Raw genomic sequence first — 18525 nt, forward strand, 5'->3', positions numbered from 1 at the left:
GGGATGCACCCCTGTCCGAGCGACACGCGAATGATCGCCACGGGGTAGCCGTCAGGACGACATCGGCGAAAGTATCCGGTCCTTGCCTGCACGCTCGATCGAGTGCTTGTAACCTCGCGGACGTGAGCAGCGACATCACCGCATCGGCGGCCTGGCGGAAACTGCACGAGCACCACGCCGCCGTCGCCGGACGACACCTGCGTGAATTCTTCGCCGAGGATCCCGACCGCGGCCGCGAGCTGATCGTCCAGGTCGGGGACCTACACATCGACTACAGCAAGCACCGCGTCACCCGGGAAACTCTGCATCTGCTGGTCGAATTGGCACATGAGGCCGGGATTGCCGACTGGCGCGACGCGATGTACCGCGGCGACCACATCAACACCTCGGAGGACCGCGCGGTGGAACATATCGCGCTGCGCCTGCCCGAGGGCGAGTCGGTCACCGTGGACGGCGCGGATGCGGGCGTCGAGGTGCACGAGGTGCTGCGGCGGATGGGCGAATTCACCGACGCGGTGCGCTCCGGTGCATGGCGCGGCGCGACCGGCGAACGCATCAAGACCGTGGTGAATATCGGTATCGGCGGTTCGGATCTCGGCCCGGATATGGTGCACCGCGCACTGCGGCACTATGCCGATGCCGGGATCGGCGCCCGATTCGTCTCGAATGTCGACCCGGCCGACCTGCTCGCGAAACTCGACGGACTCGACCCGGCCACCACGCTGTTCATCGTTGCCTCCAAGACTTTTTCGACGCTGGAGACGCTGACCAATGCCACTGCCGCCCGGCGCTGGCTGGTCGCCGCGCTCGGCGAGGATGCCGTCGCCAAGCATTTCGTGGCCGTCTCGACGAATGCCGAGCGGGTCGCCGAATTCGGCATCGACACCGCGAATATGTTCGGCTTCTGGGATTGGGTCGGGGGTCGCTATTCGGTGGATTCGGCCATCGGCCTTTCGGTGATGGCGACCATCGGCAAGGAGCGCTTCGCCGAATTCCTGGCCGGAATGCACACCGTCGACCGGCATTTCGCGACCGAGCCGCTGGACCGCAACGGTCCGGTACTGCTCGGCCTGCTCGGCATCTGGTACTCGAACTTCTTCGGCGCGGAATCGCGTGCGGTGCTGCCCTATTCGAACGATCTATCGCGCTTTCCGGCCTATCTGCAGCAGCTGACCATGGAGTCCAACGGCAAATCGGTGCGCGCCGACGGCACCCCGGTGACCACCTCGACCGGCGAAATCTTTTGGGGCGAACCGGGAACCAACGGCCAGCACGCCTTCTACCAGCTGCTACACCAGGGCACCCGGCTGATCCCGGCCGATTTCATCGGATTCGCCCAGCCCACCGCTGATCTGCCCACCATCGACGGCACCGGCAGCATGCACGACATCCTGATGACCAACCTGTTCGCGCAGACCAAGGTGCTCGCCTTCGGCAAGACTGCCGAAGAGATCGTGGCCGAGGGCACCGATCCGAAGGTGGTGCCGCACAAGGTGATGCCGGGCAATCGGCCGAGCACCACCATCCTCGCGCCGCAGCTCACCCCCTCGGTGGTCGGCCAATTGATCGCGCTCTACGAACACCAGGTATTCGTCGAGGGCACCATTTGGGGCATCGACAGCTTCGACCAGTGGGGCGTGGAACTCGGTAAGCAGCAGGCGCTCGCGCTTGCCCCCTTGCTGACGTCTCCGGAAGAGCCGCAGCCGCAAGGGGACTCGTCCACCGACGCCCTGATCGGCTGGTACCGCGACAACCGCTGAGCCTCAGCCCAGCGCTTGCGCCGTCTTGATCAGGGCGGCGACGACATCCGGGAAGTCGGCGGTGATCGCCGGACCGATTTCGGGGCCGACGGTATCGGCGGCGTCGCCGATGACCTCGGTCCGGTAGACGACGCGGGTCCAGCCCTCGCCCGCCGGCTCCAGGCGGTGTTCGGTGACGACGGTGAAATCGCCGCCGTCCATTTCATCGGTGAACAGTTCGCCGGGTTCGATCTCCACCAGGCGCATGCGCACGGTATCGCCGCCGGGGAGCGTCATGGTGAACGAAGTGCCAACCTCGAACGGGCCGTCGATTTCGATCTCGTCGAGGCCCTCGTTCCATTCGGGCCAGGACTCCACATCCGACCAGCACCGCCACAGCGCCTCCGGTGCGACCGCAGTCTCCGCGCTGTATTCGTACTCCCACATCCCGCTTGCTCCCGGCTACCTCGACACGATTTGTCGAGCGAGATCATGTCACCTCCAGCGTGATTCGGCGACGCGGCGCACATCACCCCTCGGCGGCGTAGTAGCGGCCGCCGCGCTGACGCAGGACGAGGTCGGCACCGTGCCGGGTATCGGCGATCAGATCGGCATTGGGTAGATCACTGTCGTACACCTTGATTTTCGCGGCGTCAGGGGTGCGGCCGCCGCGAATGTGGCGGCGCAGCAGGCGTTGTTCGAGCACCTCGCGGGCCACGTCCAGGTACCAGACCTCGTCGAGGAATTCACGCGCGCCCGCCCAGGCGCCGTCGGACAGCAGCAGGTAGTTGCCCTCGGTAATGGCGATCTCCTGCCGATCGAAGACGACACCGGCCGGGGTCGGTTCCTCGACGGCGCGGTCGAAGGTCGGCCACGGCACCGGCTCGCCGAGTGGGGTATCGCGCAGGCGGCGCAGGGTTTCCACGAAGGCCGCCACGTCGAAGGTGTGCGGTTCGCCCTTGCGCTCCAGATTCGCCGTCGCGCGCAGTACGGCGTTGGGCAGGTGGAAGCCATCCATCGGCGCGATCTCGGCGATCCGGGGTCCGGCTCGGTTGTTCATATCGTCGCGAATGGCCTTGGCGAGCGTGGATTTACCCGCACCCGGCGGACCGGCTATGCCGAGCACGTACCGTCGGGCGCACCCCGCCGCCCGGATCCGCAGGTGCTCGACCAGCGAGCGCAACGGCATTTCGACGGAAGTCCGTGTCATCGAAATCACAGTACTCAGCATGAGTCGGTCCGCTGCGAATTTTGGGCGCGTGGCTATACAAGCCGGCTATCGAAGTCGCTGGCGCACTTCGGTGGCGAGGTCGGCGGCGGCGTCGCGCAGCGCCTCGATGAAGATCTGTCTCGGGGAGTCGCCTGTTCGATAGACGACGCACGTCGTGCGAACCGCTGCGGGATGGTCGATGCGGACCAGTGCGATGCCCGGTGGCAGGACCGGCACCGCGATTCCGGGTACCACGGTGCTGCCCATACCCGCCGCGACCAGCCCGAGTTTGGCGAACCAGTCGCGGGCGACGAAGGCGATCTCCGGTTCCCAGGTGGCGTCGCGCCATGCGCCGAGCAGGGTGCTGCTCACCTCGGTGCTGCCCGCGATCCAGCGTTCCCCGCGCAGCTGCGCGGGCGTGACGCTGGCGTGGCCTGCGAGCGCATGGTCCGGTGGGACCGCGATGAGCAGCGGGTCGTCCAGGAGTGGCTCGATCTCGGTATCCGCGGGCAGATTTCGCGTCTCGGTCACCACTGCCAGATCCAGCCGTCCCCGCGCGACGGCGGATACCAACCGTGGGCTGGTTCCTTCGCGTAGCGGTACTCGCGCGAGTCGCGGCGCGGTGGCGGCGATGGCCCTCGGCACCAGTGCGGCCATGGCGGTCGAGAATGCGCCGACTCGGAGTGTGGCGGGCGGGCGCGCGGTCAGCCCGTCGAGTTCTTGCCGCACGGAACCGAGTCCACCGAGCACCGTTTCGGCATGGCGCAGCACGATCCGGCCCGCCTCGGTGGTCTGTACGCCGCGCGCGTGCCGTTCGAACAATGCCCGGCCCGCCGCCTGCTCCATCAGGGCGATCTGCCGGGATACCGCCGACTGCGTGTAGCCCAGATTCTCCGCGGCGGTCGAGAACGACCCGCTCCGTGCGGCCTCCCGGACCACTCGCAATCCTACGATCGTGAACTCACCCATGCCGTTTACTCATACCAAATATGCGAGAGTCTCGCTTGTCGCATAACTCGGCGCTCCCTAGCGTCGAATGTATGAGTGCAGTAGCGAACAAGAAGCTGATCGAGGACATCTTCGAGCAGATGTCCCAGGGCAATACCCGAGCGATGGGCGAGGCCATGGCCGAGGACTTCCGCTGGATCTTTCCGGGGAACTGGTCGTGGTCGCACACCTGGGAACCGAAAACGGTTGTGCTGAACGAACTTCTGCGGCCGCTGATGACTCAGTTCACCGAGTACCGCAGCGCGGCCGACTTCGTGATCGCCGAAGACGACCGCGTCGTCGCCCAGGTCCGTGGCCACGGCATCACCACCGGTGGCGAGCCTTACGAGCAGACCTACTGTTTCATTTTCCGGATCGCGAATGGTCGGCTCACCGAGGTGATCGAGCATTGCGATACGGCGCTGGTCGAGCGGGTGCTACAGCGCGTTGGCTAGTTCGGGCGCGTGCCGCGGTAGAAGGTGACGCGGCCGAGGCGACGGTGGCGCTGGGAGGCGACCACGGTGCAGTCGAAGCCGACGGTGCGCAGGAGTTGGGGGATGCCGCCGCCGAGGTTGTCATGGGCATGGTGGTTGTGCAGCAGCAGCCGGGCCATCAGGCCGTCGTCCGGGGTCACCTCGCCGCCGATATCGAGGATGTGCAGGCTGCCGCCGGGGCGCAGGACGCGCAGCGCTTCGGTCAGTGCGGCGGTTTTGATGTCGGTCTCGAGGTGGTGCAGCATCATCGATGACAACACCCGGTCGAATTCGTTGTCCGGATAGGGCAGTTCCTGGGCGTAGGCGCGTTCGAAGCGGATTCCGGTCAGCCTGTTCGCCTTTCGTTCGGCACGGGCGAGCGCGAGCGGGTCGGGATCGGAGCCGATCACCTCCGCCGCGGGTTGGGTCCGTTTGGCTCGGATCGTCAGATTGCCTGTGCCGCAGCCGATTTCCAATACACGTTGACCGGAGGCGAGTTCGGCCTGTGCGACGAGGGTTTCGTGGAGTTTGTACATGCCGAGCAGGCGGGTGAGCAGATCGTAGCCGGGTAGGAATGCGTCGCGGCCCGCGGCGGGCAGGTAGTCGTGCCGATTGCCCATTGCTGCAACTACGGAATGTGGATGATCTTTGGTCATGTTTTTCATGGTGCCCGCAGATACAGCAGCATAATTGGGTGATAGTAGGCCGAATTTGGACTATTTTCGGTATTATGACCGAGGCTACCCGGATGGTTCGGCACCGCCGTGGTGTTCCGGTGTTCGACTATCGGAGCGATCAGGTCACGCCGCCCGTATCGCTGTTGCGATTCGATCGCCTCACCGAACGCGGCCACAGTCCGCACATTCACAACTTTCCAGCCTTGCTGTACATCCAGTCCGAAGGCGTGGTGTACGTGGTCGCGCCGGGTCAGGTGATCGCGGACGCACCACCGCATAAGTCCGAAGGCTCGGTCGCGGTGTTCTTCGATCCCGCGGCGCTCGGCGATGCCGGACGCGCGCCCTGGCCCACGTGGCGGGCGCATCCGTTGCTATTTCCTTTCCTGCACCAGCATTCGGGTGGGGTGCTGGAATTGACCGTCCCGGTGGCACGGAGACCGTTGTGGGACAATGCGATTGCCGCCCTCGAGGCCGAGCTGGCGCAGCGGCAGGAGGGGTATCGACAGGCGGCGTCGGCACATCTGACGCTACTGCTCATCGACCTCGCGCGGCTGGCCGCCGATGTGGTGGGCGATCTGCGGCGCAGCGGTGAGCCACTGCTCGCCGAGGTGTTCGATGTGATCGACCAGCAGCACACCGCACCGCTGTCGCTACGCGATGTGGCGGATGCGGTCGGCATGACACCGGGGCATCTGACCACCGTCGTGCGCCGTCGCACCGGGCGCACCGTGCAGGCATGGATCACCGAGCGGCGGATGACCGAGGCGCGCCGCCTATTGGCCGAAACGGATCTGCCGGTCGGCGAGATCGCCCGGCGGGTCGGGATTCCGGATGCGGGTTACTTCACCCGCTTGTTCCGGCGCAACAACGAGCTTTCACCACGGCAATGGCGCGCCCAGCCTGCTTCCCGCGCACGCTGACGCGAGGCATGCAGTGGGCTGACTCGAGCGCCTGGCCGTGCCGAGGCGGGCACCCGCAACGCGCCGACCCCAGCACCCGCAGCGGGCTGACGCGGGTGCCCGCCAGAAGATCCCTGGATTTCGTACCCGTCGTCGGCGCCACACTGGGTGCGGAATCCCGAGCGTTCGCAGTGGGCTGACTCGAGCGCCCGTAGCGGTGCCGACGCGCGCGCCCGCAAGGGCTACCAGGACTTCTACCCGCGGCAGGAGCCCACACGGGATGCCCGCGAGCGGACGGGTCAGGTGAGGGCGCGGGCGATGATGTCGGTGGTGTTCACTCCGGTGGGGAGGGTGCCGAAGGCGATGCCCCAGTTGTCGCCGAGGCGGGTGGCGCAGAAGGCGTCGGCGACTGCGGGGTGGCCGTGGCGGACGAGTTGCGCGCCCTGTAGGACCAGGGCCATGAGTTCGACGACGCGGCGGGCGCGGTATTCGATTTCGTCGAGGTCGGACAGTTCCTTGCCGAGGCGGGCGATGGCATCGTCGAGGCGGGGGTCGGCGCCGGCGGCGAGGGAGACTTCGTTGAAGAACGCCTCCACGGTTTCGGGCTGACGGCCCATGGCGCGCAAGGCGTCCAGCGCCGCGACATTGCCGGAGCCTTCCCAGATCGACATGAGCGGGGCCTCGCGGTACAGCCGAGGCATACCGGATTCCTCGGCATAACCATTGCCGCCGAAGCATTCCAGAGCCTCGGCCGCATGCGCGGGAGCACGCTTGCAGACCCAATACTTGGTGACCGCCAAGGCGATTCGGCGCAGCGCGGCCTCGGCGGGATCGGTGCCCGCACGGTCGGTCGCACCGGCCAGGCGCATCATGACCGTGGTGGCGGCGTCGGATTCGATCACCAGGTCGGCGAGCACATTGCGCATCGCGGGTTGGTCGATCAGCTTGGCGCCGAACGCTTCTCGGTGTCGCGCATGGTGCGCTGCGTAGACGGCACCGACGCGCATGCCGGTGGCGGAGCCGATGACGCAGTCCAGGCGGGTCATATTGACCATTTCGATGATGGTCTTGACGCCGCCCCCTTCCGCGCCGACCAGCCAGCCGGTGGCGTTCTCGTATTCGATCTCCGAGGACGCGTTCGACTTGTTGCCGAGCTTGTCCTTGAGGCGTTGGATCCGAATGGGATTGCGGGTGTCGTCCGGGAGCACGCGCGGCAGCAGGAAGCAGGACAGACCGCCGGGCGCCTGGGCCAGGGTGAGGAACATATCCGACATGGGCGCCGAGGTGAACCACTTGTGGCCGACGATGCGGTAGCTGCCATCGGGCTGCGGTGTGGCGGTGGTGGTGTTGGCGCGAACGTCGGAGCCGCCCTGCTTCTCGGTCATCGACATGCCCGCGATGAGACCGGCCTTGGTCGACGGTTCACGCAGGCCGAAATCATAAGTACGGGAACCGAGTAGCGGTTCGAACTTGGCCGCGAGTTCCGGATTGTGGCGCAACGCGGGCACGACGGCGTAGGTCATCGAGATCGGACACATATGCCCGGCGTCGGCGACACCCCAGGTGTAGAACTTGGCCGCGCGGGCGGAATGGGTGCCCGGCCGGTCGTCGAGCCAGGGCGAGCCGTGGAGTCCGTGCGCGACAGCGACTTTCATCAGCTCGTGCCAGTACGGATGGAATTCGACCTCATCGATGCGGTTGCCGTAGCGGTCGTGCGTATGCAGGACGGGCGGGTATTCGTTGGCGAGGCGGCCCCACTCCTGCGCTTCGAATCCGCCTGCGAGCCTGCCGAGTTCGCGCACTTCGGGTTCAGCCCAGCCCGCGCCTTCGCGGTGCAGTCCCTCGAGCAGGGCCGGGTTCTGCGCGACATCGAAGGGCACGATATCGGGAACCTGGTTGAAGACTTCATGCGTCGGCATCGGACACTCCTGAGTCGGATTCATCGCGCACACCCAGTGCGCGTAACGCGAAACTGATGAGTTCGGGCACAACGGATTCGCTGTGCGGGGCATCGGCCAGCGGGCCGACCAAGACCTCGCCGATCGCGCCGACGAGCGCGGCCGCGCTGGTCTTGGCATCCTGCGCGGGCAATTCACCACGCGAAACCCCCTCCGCGACAGCAGATTCGAAGGCTTCGGCGAAGGCCCGGCGGAAGCGCAGGCGCTCGGCATCGACCACGGTATCGACGGGTTCGACGAGCAGGACGTAGGCGAGTTTCGGATTCTTCAGCGCCCGGCCCGCGAAGGTTTCCACCGCCGCGGTCACCCGCTCGACGGCCGTTCCCGAGGCACTTGCAGTAACCACTGCGGCCACTTCGTGCGCGACCACCTTCCGGAATACCGCGCTCACCAGGTCGGTCTTACCGCTGAAGTTCTTGTAGACCGTTCCGGTGGCCACGCCTGCCTCGGCGGCGACGGCCGCCATGGACAGTCCGGCATAGCCCGCGCGGGAGAGCACCTTGGTTGCCGCCTGCACGATCAGGCCCGCCTGGGCGTCGAGGCGGGCCTGCACAGCAGGAGTTCTCCGGTAGGCCATACAAGAAGTGAACCACAAATTCATTTCTTCACACAAGGGTACTTCTGACGGCGTATGGTCGTGCTCGTGACTGTGCGAATCGAACGCAACGGGCCCGTGACCACCGTGATCCTGCACCGCCCCGAGGCGCGCAATGCCGTCGACGGTCCGACCGCCGCGGCCCTGGTCGACGCATTCCGCGAATTCGATGCCGATCCGGATGCGGCGGTCGCCGTGCTGTGGGGTGATGGCGGCACCTTCTGCGCTGGCGCGGACCTGAAGGCGCTCGGCACCGAGCGCTCCAATCGGGTCACCGAGGACGGTGACGGTCCGATGGGACCGACCCGAATGCGGCTGTCCAAACCGGTGATCGCCGCGGTCTCCGGATACGCGGTGGCGGGCGGGCTCGAGCTTGCCCTGTGGTGCGATATGCGAGTTGCCGAGCAGGACAGCACCTTTGGCGTGTTCTGTCGCCGCTGGGGTGTACCGCTCATCGATGGCGGCACGATTCGGTTACCGCGCATTGTCGGCACCGGGCGCGCGATGGATATGGTGCTCACCGGTCGCGCCGTCGCCGCCACGGAGGCATTGCAGATCGGGCTGATCAATCGAGTGGTGCCGAATGGCGAATCCCGCAGCGCCGCCGAACAACTCGCCGCCGAAATGGCCGCACTGCCGCAGACCTGCCTGCGCTCGGACCGCATGTCGCTACTGGAGCAGGACGGTATGGACGAGGAGACGGCGCTGCTCAATGAATACCGACACGGCCTGAAGGCCCTGGCCGACGGAGCCCTGGACGGCGCGCAACGGTTCGCCGCCGGTGCGGGCCGTCACGGTTCGCGTACCTGACAATGGCTGCCGCCCAACGGTTGAGCGTTGTCGACGAGATCTTCCTGCGCACGCATCGAGGGCTCGGCACCCCGATCGCGCTCCAGGGTTTGTGGCGCACGGCCGACCGCGTCGATCCGGAGCTACTGTGGCAGGTGCACGCGGCACTGCGGGTCGGACCGTTGGGGCGCAGAGTGATTCGGCCTTCGGTCCCCGGTGCGCGTCGCAGTTGGCGGGCGAACACTCGGGCGTATCCGCTCGAGTTCACCGACGGCACTATCGCTACCGGGGACCTGCTCGAGTGGGCCGATGAGCAGGGCGCGAACCTCGATCCCGAGTACGGTCCGGGTTGGCGATTGTCGACCGCCGCCTTGGATAACGGTGGATCGATTGTGTCGCTGACCTGTTCACATGCGCTCGCCGACGGAAGAGCGCTGGTGCTCGCGGTCGATGATGCGCTGGGCGGCCCGAGCCTGACCACGTCGTCGATGCGGGCAATGCTTTCCCCGGATACCGGGTCGGGTATGAGGTCGGCACCGTCGACGATCGGTGCGATCAGCACGCCATCAACTAAATCTACTGCGCCAGAGGCAAATTACTCGGACGACATACGAATGGTTGGAGCCGCGCCCGGCGGATCGAGCACGAGCGAGCCGATGACGACCACCGCTGCCGAGGCGACATCCGCTGCGTCAGAAACAAATCGCTCCGGCGGAAACGACCAGGTGACATCCGCTGCGCCGCAAACAAACCGCTCCACCGAGAACGACCGGTCGACCGGCAGCGCGCACCACACGTCCGGATCTGCATCAGCGATCGGCAACGCACCGCTGGATACCCATCGGCTCGCCGACGAGTTGGCTTATCCGAAGCTGCCGGGCCGATCTGATGCGGGCGGCTCAATAACGATGCCGAGATCTTCGTCGACATCCATTACGTGGGAAGCAGACCGGTCCGACATGCGATTGAATGCCTCGCTGGGCCGGGAAACCCGAGCTCCGGCATCGGAATGGTCCGATGCTCGGCGGCAGTGGTCGATCGTTGTGCGCGGCACGTTTCGCGCGCTTCGTCGCGGAATCCCCGAACGTCCCGCCCAGACGGCATCTACTCGCGAACACGGGTCGTCGACCCGTGAACGCGGGTCGGTCGCTGGACGCGTAGGGGTCGAGAACGTGCCGACCCTCAGCGTCGTACTGCAGTGTCCCGCAGCGGACTGGGAGTCGGCGGCTGCGGCGCAGGGTGGCACCGCCAACAGCTTGTTCATCTCCCTAATTGCGAAGATGTTGTGGGCCAGTGGATTTCCCGGTGAGACGATCGATGCCAGCCTTCCGGTCGACACCCGCGACGAGCCGCGCGTCGACAATGACCTCGCGATGACCGAGATCACCATCGAGCGCAGCGATACTCCGGCCACCATTCGCGAGAAGGCCCGAATCGCCTACGAGCGGCGCATGTCCAGCCCCGGCGGGATGCCGGAGGAACTGCTGCAGGTCATTCCGGATCGCTGGGCCTATGCCCTGTCCAAGGGCGCTGGTGAACGAGACATCCTGTGCTCCAACATCGGAACGCTCCCCGACTCCCTGCGCACCCTGGGCCCACACCGCTGCATCGGCGTCGCCGCCCGCGCCATCCATCCCGGCCTCACCACGGACCGTCTCCCCCGCACCCGGCTATCCGGCTATCTCTGCCGCATCGCGGACACCTACACGCTCGCGGTCGTCAGCCTCGACCCCGCCCACATCGACACCCCCGAAACCCTTCGCGCCTTGGCTCACGAAACCGCAACCGCCGTCGACCTCCCGATCACACTCTGGTGACCGCCGGCCCTCGGCTCGGCGCACACCGCCACCTGAATGCCGATGCGCCTGGGCGGGCATTCCAGGAGGCGCTGCGCGAGGTCGAGCCACGCGCCCTCCACGAGGGCGCCTTCGACTTCCATTACCGCCACCGCAAAGACATCGTGCTCATGCTCGCCGAGCTGACTACCCTCGCCGACCTGGGCCTGATCGACCTCGTATTGGCCTGGCGCGGGCGGCTGGTGAAGCTGCCGCGCGGCCCTGAACCCACACTGGAGCAGTCCACCCGGGCCGTGATCGCCTTCGGCGGCCTCCAGGACTGCACGATCCAGTTCGCCGACGTGCCAAAGGACGAGCTCCGCCGGGCGGCCGTGGACGGCGCCTGCGCGGCCCTGGGCATGGAGCCGCGCCCCGAAGCCTGACGAGGCCCCGGCGGACGGCCACCCTCACAACAGTCGCCCAACCCGGCCGCATACCCAGTTACTACCCCGCAAAAGCGGCTGGTGCGAGGTCGGCACCGGGCATGGGAAACCAGGCATGAGTCATGCCTCGAGGGTGATCCACGTCACTGGACAATGCTGTCAGGAATTCGGGGGCTGTCTCGTTCAGGAAGCACGCGAACCAGACAGGAGCGAATCATGAAGCACCGCATCGTCGTCCTCGGGGCCGGATACGCCGGAGCCTTCTCCGCCGGATACCTGGCGCGCCAACTTCACTGCGACGACTTCGAGATCACCGTCGTCAACGCCGAACCCGATTTCGTCGAGCGGCTGCGCCTGCATCAGCTCGCGGCCGGGCGGCATCTGCGCCACCGGCCGCTGGCGGAGGTGTTCGCGGGCACCGGCATCCGGTTACGACTGGCGCGGGTGACAAGCGTCGACGCCGAGCACCGGACTGTCACAGTCACCGACGGCGAGGGCATCGACCGGCTCGAATACGACACCCTGCTCTACGCGCTCGGCAGCACCGCCGCCGACCACGGCGTTCCGGGCGTCGACGAGCACGCTTTCCACGTGGCCGCGCGGCCGTCCGCGTTGCGCCTGCGCACACGCCTGGACGAGCTGGGCGAGGACGGGAAGGTGCTGGTAGTCGGCGGCAATCTGACCGCGATCGAGGCCGCCACCGAGCTCGCCGAATCCCGTCCAGGACTTCGGGTCAGCCTCGCCACCAGCGGCGAACTGGGCGGCTGGCTGGGCACGAAGGCTCGCCGTCACCTGTTGCGTGCCTTCGACCGGTTCGGTATCACGATCCATGAGCACACCACCATCGAGCGCGTCGAGGCGGCGGCGGCGGTCGCCGCCGACGGCACCGCTTTCGCCTCCGACGCGACCGTGTGGGCTGCCGGCTTCGCCGTCCACCCGATTGCCGCCGCCAGCGGCCTCGAGGTGGTAGCCAACGGCCAGATCACGGTCGACCGTCAGATGCGGTCGGTCTCGCACCCGGATGTCTACGTTGCCGGTGACAGCGCCTTCGTCATCGGCGAGAACGGTCGGCCGTTGCCGATGTCGTGTGCTTCCGCGGGATTCACCGGCATGCAGGCGACGGCCGCGATCATCGGGGACCTGACCGGGCGCAAGATCAAGGCGACCACGCTGACATATTTCGGCAACCACATCAGCCTCGGCCGCAAGGACGGGCTCTTCCAGCTGGTCGACGGTGACGCGCAATCGAAGCCCGGGGCCCTGGTGGGCCGGTCGGCGGCCCGAGTCAAGTCGGCGATCGTGGCAACCAGCGGCTGGGCCATCAGCCGCCCGACCTTCGGAAAGCCGAGTCACAAGTACCGCTTGGCCACCACCCGAGAGCACTCGCCGGAACTGGTCGCTGGATAGAGTCGCGCTCATGGACACTGCCACCGTGGCGCGTTTCGAGGCCAGCCGGAATCGGCTGGCCTCGCTCGCCTACCGTCTGCTCGGCTCGGCCGCCGACGCCGAGGACACGGTGCAGGACGCGTTCCTGCGGTGGCAGGCCGCCGACCGGGAGTACGTCGAGGTGCCCGAGGCGTGGCTGACCAAGATCGTCACCAACCTGGCGCTCGACCGGCTCCGTTCGGCGAAGGTGCGCCGCGAACGCGCGGTCGGCGCCTGGATGCCCGAACCGCTCCTCGACGGCGACCCGATGCTCGGCCCGGCCGACACCGTCGAGCAGCGCGAATCGGTGACCCTGGCGGTGCTGACCCTCATGGAGCGTCTGTCGCCGGTCGAACGGGCCGCTTACGTGCTGCGCGAGGCCTTTGCGTACAGCCACACCGAGATAGCCGAGATTCTCGACATCACCGAGTCCGGGAGTCAGCAACACATCCACCGAGCGCGGCGTCGAATCGCCGCCGCCGGCAACGGCACCGACATCGACCGTGCCTCCGCACGTCGAATCGTCGAGGCGTTCGTCGATGCCGCCTCCTCGGGCCGGACCGAACGGCTGGTGGCGCTGCTGACCGACGACGCGACCGGCATCTCCGACGGCGCCGGGCTGGGGCTGGCCGAGAAGCTGATCCGGTACGCGACCCCGGAGCGGATCGCCGGCGCCGTGCGGGCCGGCTTCAAACCGTCTCCGGCCAAGCGGAGACTCGCCGGTGGCTCGCCCTCGATCCATGCCGTCGTGGTCAACGGCTGCCCGGCCATGCTCGCCACGCTCGACGACCGGGTCCTGGGCGTCGTGATCCTGGAGATCCGTGACGACAAGATCGCAGGCGTGCGCGGCATCGCCTCCCCGGACCGACTCGGTCGCCTCACCGAGGAATGGCAGCGGCGGGAGCATGACGCCCCGCTGATCGAATCGTGGTAACCGGTTGAGCCATATGCCGAGTACGTGAGTCGGCATACCGAATCGACTGAGTTCGTGCCAACTTCACTGAGCCAGGACAGGGCAGGTTTGGGTCAACGGCCGGGGACGGAGACCATATCGGTTCGATCGAGTACCTCCTGTGGCACCTCGATGCCCGGCTCCAGATCGTCCGACGAAATCGGGGCGTCCCAGACCTGACGGAGGGGCAGGACGCCTGCCCAGACGCCGCCGGTTTCGATATCGGCGGCGTCGTCCTTGGGGCCGCCGGTTCGGACTTTCACCGATGCCTCGGTCAGGTCGAGGGCCAGGACCATGGTGGCGGCCATTTCCTTTTTGTTCGGCTGCCGCACGCGATCCCACGCACCTGGCGCGGAGTGTTCGACGATGACCCGCAGCGCGTGCATGCGTTCATCGGGGTCGATGAGTTCGACGGCGCGGCCGCGCACCACGGCCGAGCGGAAGTTGGCGGAGAAGTGCATGGCCGAGCGGGCGTAGACGATGCCGTCGACCAAGGTGACGGCGATAGAGATATCGCCGGTCAGCGCCGCCCGCAGGTTTCCGGCGCCGGTCGAACCGTGCAGGTACAGCGTGTCGCCGTCGCGGCCGTAGACGGTCGGGAGCACGACCGGACTGCCGCCGAGCAGCACGCCGAGGTGGCAGACCAGGCCCGCGTCCAGGACCGCATCCAGTTCGGCCCGGTCGGTCCGGCCGCGCTCCTTGGAACGTGTCAGGGTGGTACGTGGGGTAGTCGAAAGCGGCGGCCGAGAGTTCGTCATACCTCTAGCGTGGAGCCGAAAGTGGCATTCTGAAATAGCCAATTCATAGAAATTTGAACAGTCCAATTCGGGAGGTGCGCGATGCTGGATGAAATTCCGCTCGTCCTCGACCGCGAGGCTGAGCAGCCACTATCGGTTCAGGTCGCGGAAGGGCTGCGCGCCGCGGCGAGCAACGGACTCCTGCGCGCGGACGATCGACTGCCCTCGTCGCGAGCGCTGGCCCAGCGCCTCGGCGTCAGCCGCACGGTGGTCGCCGCGGCCTACGACCAACTGCACGCCGAGGGCTGGATCGCGGGTCGCCGCGGCTCGGGCACCTACCTGACCACCGCCCCCGCCGAACCGCCCGCACGACCGAGCACACACAGCACCGCCGAGCACGCGCCGGACCTGCTCGATCTCGGCCCCGGCGCGCCCTGCATCGAGGCCCTCGACCAGGCAGCCTGGCGACGTGCCTGGCGCGCGGCCGCCGACGAACCTCCCATCATCCGCAAGGATCGCCGCGGCGAACCGGAATACCGCGCGGCGGTCGCCGAACACCTGCTGCGCCACCGCGGTCTCGGTGCGGGCAGCAAGTCCGTGGTGCTCGCGACGGCCGGAACCAGTTCGGCCGTAGGCGAACTCGCGACCGCCCTACTGCGGCCCGGCGACGCCATTGCCATGGAAGATCCGGGCTATCAGCGTGCCGCGGGCGCATTCGTCGCGGCCGGTGTCCGGGTACTACCGGTGCCGATCGATGCCGACGGCCTGCGCGTCGACCGACTGCCCAACGGCATCAAGGCCGTGTATTGCACTCCAGCACACCAATTTCCACTGGGCACTCGCATGCAAGCAGCGCGACGCGTACATCTCGTCGAATTCGCCAGGCGCGCCGGCCTACTCATCATCGAGGACGACTACGACGGCGAATTACGTTACGACACCGCCCCTTTGCCGCTGCTGGCCGCAATGGCTCCCGACGTCGTCATCCATCTCGGCACCACGAGCAAAATCCTCTCGCCGACCTTGGGTATCGGCTGGCTCGTCGCCGCCCCGGATATCACCGAAGCCGTTGTCGCGCACCGCGAACGAACCGGTACCGGCCCGAGCCCCGCCGGCCAGCGCGTGCTCACCGCATTCGCCGACCACGGCGATCTCGCCAGACACCTGCGCCGACTGCGCCGCGAGGTGCCCCCGCGCCGAGGCCTGGTCGTGGACGAACTACGCCGCCGCGGACTCGAAGTACTCGGCGACGATGCCGGTTCACACGTGGTGGTGCCACTGGATTCGGCCGAAGCCGAACAGCGCGCCATGGCAGTGGGCCGAACGCGCGGCGTGGCGCTCGACGGACTGTCCCGCCATCACCTTGTGGCACAACAACATCCACTCGCGGCGGCAGTTGGTCCGCATACCTTCGGCATCGCACTCGGCTACACGGCACTGAGCTGGACCGAGCTGCGTACCGCGATTCCGATTGCCGGAGAATGCCTTACGCAGCCATAGCACCTTGCCTCGAGGTTGCTTACCTGGTCATCCGGTGGTCTGCGCGTCCACGGCGCGAACCACAAGCAGTCGCCGCTGGGCACATTCACCCCGAACCCGGGATCGTTGACCAACGACTCTGCTCGATATGGGCACAACGTGGGAGCCGTCGGCCGCAGGCGCCCTGCTGCTCCCGCGCACCGATTCGCGCCGCGCACCGTATCCCCCGCGAATTCGTGCGTGGCGTGCGAAAAGGTGCGCGGTGCCGAGACGATCGCCACCAGCGACGGCGCGGTGCTCTGCGCGGCGGGTGAGGATCGCACCAGCTGGACGATCGCGACCTTGCTGCGCGTGGTTTTGTCCGGTGCGCGCTGGTTCAAGAGCACTCGTAGCCCGGGAGGCAAAGAGTGCGTCGAGGTCGCATTCGTCGACGGCGGCCAGGTCGGTGTCCGCGACTCCAAGAATCCGACCGGCCCGGCGCTGGTCTTCACCCCGGGCGAATGGGACGCCTGCACCGCAGGCGTTTCCGACGGTGAGCTCGACCGCACATTGTCCCGCGAGATCAAAGCATCAAGCCCGGTCCACACCATTCAGATCGGGCCTTTTTCGTGTCTGCGGAACAAGCCGCTCCGGAGCCGATCAGGCCCGGGCCGATTCCCGAAGGACCGTGACCGCGCCAACACGGTCGTAGCATGGTCCCCATGACCGAACAGGACATCCTGGCGCGTATCAAGAATTTGGTCGATCGCGAGCATGATTTGCGGTCCAAGGCGACGGCCGGTGCGGTCGATCCGGTAACCGAGCGGCAGCAGCTCGCCGCACTCGAAGTAATGCTCGATCAGGCCTGGGATCTGCTGCGGCAGCGCCGCGCGCGCATCGACGCCGGGGCCACCCCCGAGGAGGCGCAGGAGAACCCGGCCCGTCAGGTCGAGGGTTACCTGCAGTGACCTCCGATTCCGCCGCCGAATACGACGTCATCGTGATCGGTGGTGGGCCCGCGGGCGAGAACGCCGCCGCCTACGCCATCGCGGACAGCGAGCGAACCGCCGTGATCGTGGAACGGGAACTGGTCGGCGGTGAATGTTCGTATTGGGCATGCATGCCGAGTAAGGCGCTGCTGCGACCGGCCCACGTGCTGTCCGGCGCCAACGCGATGGCCGGAATCACCGCGAGCGGGCTCGATGTCGACGCGGTCTTGAAGCGGCGCGACGCCTTCACGCATAAGCACGACGACAGCTCGCAGGTCGACTGGGCCAACGACAATCGCATCGAGGTGGTGCGCGGGACCGGACGGCTCGCAGGCGAGCGACTCGTCGAGGTGGGCGGCCGACAGCTGCGCGCGCGTCACGCGGTAGTGCTGGCCACCGGCACCAAGGCCGCGGTTCCCGATGTGCCCGGATTGCGTGATGCGCTGCCGTGGATTTCCCGGGATGTGACCAATCTGCACGAAGTTCCGCGCCGGGTGGTGATCATCGGCGGCGGTGTGGTCGCGTGTGAGGCGGCTACCTGGCTCGCCGCGCTCGGGGCGAGTGAGATCACCATGCTGGTCCGCGGCAATGCGTTGTTGGGCAATGCCGAACCGTTCGCGGGGGAACGTGTGGCCGCGGCGCTGTCCGACGCCGGTGTCCGGGTTCTATTCGGCACCCAACCCACTCGGGTGGTGCGCGCCGATGCGAAGGATTCCGGCGAGGGCTGGATTCATGGCGGTGTGGTGACCGTCGAGATCGGCGACAGCGAAGTCGAGGCCGACGAGATCGTGGTCGCCGCCGGGCGCGGACCGGCGACCGCGGAACTCGGCCTGGGCTCGGTCGGGCTGGCGGACGGCTATGTCGAGGTGGACGACCGGTTGACGGTGCGCGGCATCGACGGCGACTGGCTGTATGCGGTCGGCGATGTGAATCACCGTGCGGCGCTGACACATATGGGGAAGTACCACGCCAGGGTGTGCGGTGACGTCATTGCCGCGCGGGCCGAAGGGCGCGCGCTGGCGGATGCGCGATACGCGGCGACGGCCGACCACGGGCAGGTGCCGCAGGTGGTATTCACCGCGCCGGAAGTCGCGTCCGTCGGGCAGACCGAGGCGGCGGCGCGTAAAGCGGGCTATGCGGTGGAAACCGTGGAACTCGATATCGCGGTCGCCGGATCGGCGCTGGCCCGCGACGATTACGCGGGGCGGGCGAAGATCGTCATCGATACCGCGACCGACACGCTGCTCGGAGCCACTTTCGTCGGACCGGAGGTCGGTGAGTTGATCCACGCGGCGACCGTTGCCGTGGTCGGCAAGGTGCCGCTCGCGACGCTCTGGCACGCAGTGCCAGCCTATCCAACGGTGAGCGAGCTCTGGTTGCGTCTGTTGGAGGCCCGCCGCTCGTAGTTACCATCGGAAA

The 18525-nt window shown here is 67.2% G+C and carries 17 protein-coding genes and 2 pseudogenes; 12 read left to right on the forward strand and 7 right to left on the reverse strand.

What is annotated here, in order from left to right:
* Positions 1–122 precede the first annotated feature (122 nt).
* Positions 123–1760, forward strand: coding sequence for a glucose-6-phosphate isomerase (gene pgi, locus OIE68_RS26915; protein ID WP_327093863.1), 1638 nt, complete (start codon positions 123–125; stop codon positions 1758–1760).
* Between the two features lie 3 nt (positions 1761–1763).
* Here pgi and OIE68_RS26920 read toward each other — a convergent pair whose 3' ends face one another.
* The 3 genes from OIE68_RS26920 to OIE68_RS26930 all read right to left on the reverse strand — a co-directional run bounded on the left by OIE68_RS26920 (position 1764) and on the right by OIE68_RS26930 (position 3918).
* A complete protein-coding gene (locus tag OIE68_RS26920; RefSeq protein WP_327093864.1) occupies positions 1764–2186 on the reverse strand; it encodes an SRPBCC family protein in 423 nt (140 codons plus the stop codon).
* An 82-nt stretch (positions 2187–2268) separates the two neighbouring features.
* Positions 2269–2949, reverse strand: coding sequence for a nucleoside/nucleotide kinase family protein (locus tag OIE68_RS26925; protein WP_327093865.1), 681 nt, complete (start codon positions 2947–2949; stop codon positions 2269–2271).
* A gap of 66 nt (positions 2950–3015) precedes the next feature.
* A complete protein-coding gene (locus OIE68_RS26930) occupies positions 3016–3918 on the reverse strand; it encodes a LysR family transcriptional regulator (protein WP_327093866.1) in 903 nt (300 codons plus the stop codon).
* A gap of 71 nt (positions 3919–3989) precedes the next feature.
* Here OIE68_RS26930 and OIE68_RS26935 point away from each other — a divergent pair, with 71 nt between their 5' ends.
* Positions 3990–4391: a nuclear transport factor 2 family protein gene (locus OIE68_RS26935; RefSeq protein ID WP_327093867.1), complete on the forward strand. Its 402-nt coding sequence runs from the start codon at positions 3990–3992 to the stop codon at positions 4389–4391.
* Here OIE68_RS26935 and OIE68_RS26940 read toward each other — a convergent pair.
* Positions 4388–5065 (reverse strand): class I SAM-dependent methyltransferase, encoded by a 678-nt coding sequence (locus OIE68_RS26940; RefSeq protein WP_327093868.1) that lies wholly within the window; start codon positions 5063–5065, stop codon positions 4388–4390. The genes OIE68_RS26935 and OIE68_RS26940 overlap by 4 nt on opposite strands.
* 74 nt (positions 5066–5139) lie before the next feature.
* On the opposite strand from OIE68_RS26940, the gene OIE68_RS26945 reads away from it, so the two are divergent.
* Entirely contained in the window at positions 5140–6006 is an 867-nt protein-coding gene (locus OIE68_RS26945) for a helix-turn-helix transcriptional regulator (protein ID WP_327093869.1), read from the forward strand.
* A 278-nt stretch (positions 6007–6284) separates the two neighbouring features.
* Here OIE68_RS26945 and OIE68_RS26950 read toward each other — a convergent pair whose 3' ends face one another.
* Together OIE68_RS26950 and OIE68_RS26955 are read right to left on the reverse strand one after the other, a co-directional pair.
* On the reverse strand, positions 6285–7904 hold the full coding sequence (locus tag OIE68_RS26950) for an acyl-CoA dehydrogenase family protein (RefSeq protein WP_327093870.1): 1620 nt from the start codon (positions 7902–7904) through the stop codon (positions 6285–6287).
* Positions 7891–8520 (reverse strand): TetR/AcrR family transcriptional regulator, encoded by a 630-nt coding sequence (locus tag OIE68_RS26955; protein ID WP_327093871.1) that lies wholly within the window; start codon positions 8518–8520, stop codon positions 7891–7893. Before OIE68_RS26955 ends, OIE68_RS26950 begins: the two co-directional genes overlap by 14 nt.
* 66 nt (positions 8521–8586) lie before the next feature.
* Between OIE68_RS26955 and OIE68_RS26960 the strand changes: the two genes are divergently transcribed.
* The 5 genes and pseudogenes from OIE68_RS26960 (at position 8587) to OIE68_RS26980 (ending at position 13904) form a co-directional block, all read left to right on the forward strand.
* Positions 8587–9348: a crotonase/enoyl-CoA hydratase family protein gene (locus OIE68_RS26960; RefSeq protein WP_327093872.1), complete on the forward strand. Its 762-nt coding sequence runs from the start codon at positions 8587–8589 to the stop codon at positions 9346–9348.
* Positions 9349–9350: 2 nt separating this feature from the next.
* Positions 9351–11144, forward strand: coding sequence for a hypothetical protein (locus OIE68_RS26965; RefSeq protein WP_327093873.1), 1794 nt, complete (start codon positions 9351–9353; stop codon positions 11142–11144).
* 83 nt (positions 11145–11227) lie between these two features.
* Positions 11228–11545, forward strand: a pseudogene (locus OIE68_RS26970) (TetR/AcrR family transcriptional regulator); the annotation flags it as partial.
* A 216-nt stretch (positions 11546–11761) separates the two neighbouring features.
* Positions 11762–12952 carry an NAD(P)/FAD-dependent oxidoreductase gene (locus tag OIE68_RS26975; protein ID WP_327093874.1) on the forward strand — a complete coding sequence of 397 codons (1191 nt, stop codon included), beginning with the start codon at positions 11762–11764 and terminating at the stop codon, positions 12950–12952.
* Between the two features lie 10 nt (positions 12953–12962).
* Entirely contained in the window at positions 12963–13904 is a 942-nt protein-coding gene (locus OIE68_RS26980) for a sigma-70 family RNA polymerase sigma factor (protein WP_327093875.1), read from the forward strand.
* A 92-nt stretch (positions 13905–13996) separates the two neighbouring features.
* On the opposite strand, the gene OIE68_RS26985 is transcribed toward OIE68_RS26980, so the two are convergent.
* The gene (locus tag OIE68_RS26985) at positions 13997–14680 is read right to left on the reverse strand and encodes a pyridoxamine 5'-phosphate oxidase family protein (RefSeq protein WP_327093876.1); all 684 of its coding nucleotides are present in this window, start codon (positions 14678–14680) and stop codon (positions 13997–13999) included.
* A gap of 81 nt (positions 14681–14761) precedes the next feature.
* Here OIE68_RS26985 and OIE68_RS26990 point away from each other — a divergent pair, with 81 nt between their 5' ends.
* The 4 genes and pseudogenes from OIE68_RS26990 (at position 14762) to OIE68_RS27005 (ending at position 18512) form a co-directional block, all read left to right on the forward strand.
* A complete protein-coding gene (locus tag OIE68_RS26990; RefSeq protein ID WP_327093877.1) occupies positions 14762–16159 on the forward strand; it encodes a PLP-dependent aminotransferase family protein in 1398 nt (465 codons plus the stop codon).
* Positions 16160–16483: 324 nt separating this feature from the next.
* A pseudogene (locus tag OIE68_RS26995) lies at positions 16484–16684 on the forward strand (DUF397 domain-containing protein); the annotation flags it as partial.
* A gap of 155 nt (positions 16685–16839) precedes the next feature.
* Entirely contained in the window at positions 16840–17085 is a 246-nt protein-coding gene (locus tag OIE68_RS27000) for a DUF2630 family protein (protein WP_327093878.1), read from the forward strand.
* The gene (locus OIE68_RS27005; RefSeq protein ID WP_327093879.1) at positions 17082–18512 is read left to right on the forward strand and encodes an NAD(P)/FAD-dependent oxidoreductase; all 1431 of its coding nucleotides are present in this window, start codon (positions 17082–17084) and stop codon (positions 18510–18512) included. The genes OIE68_RS27000 and OIE68_RS27005 overlap by 4 nt, the downstream gene beginning before the upstream one ends.
* The last annotated feature ends 13 nt before the right edge of the window (positions 18513–18525 follow it).

Source organism: Nocardia vinacea (assembly GCF_035920345.1).
Lineage (GTDB): Bacteria > Actinomycetota > Actinomycetes > Mycobacteriales > Mycobacteriaceae > Nocardia > Nocardia vinacea_A.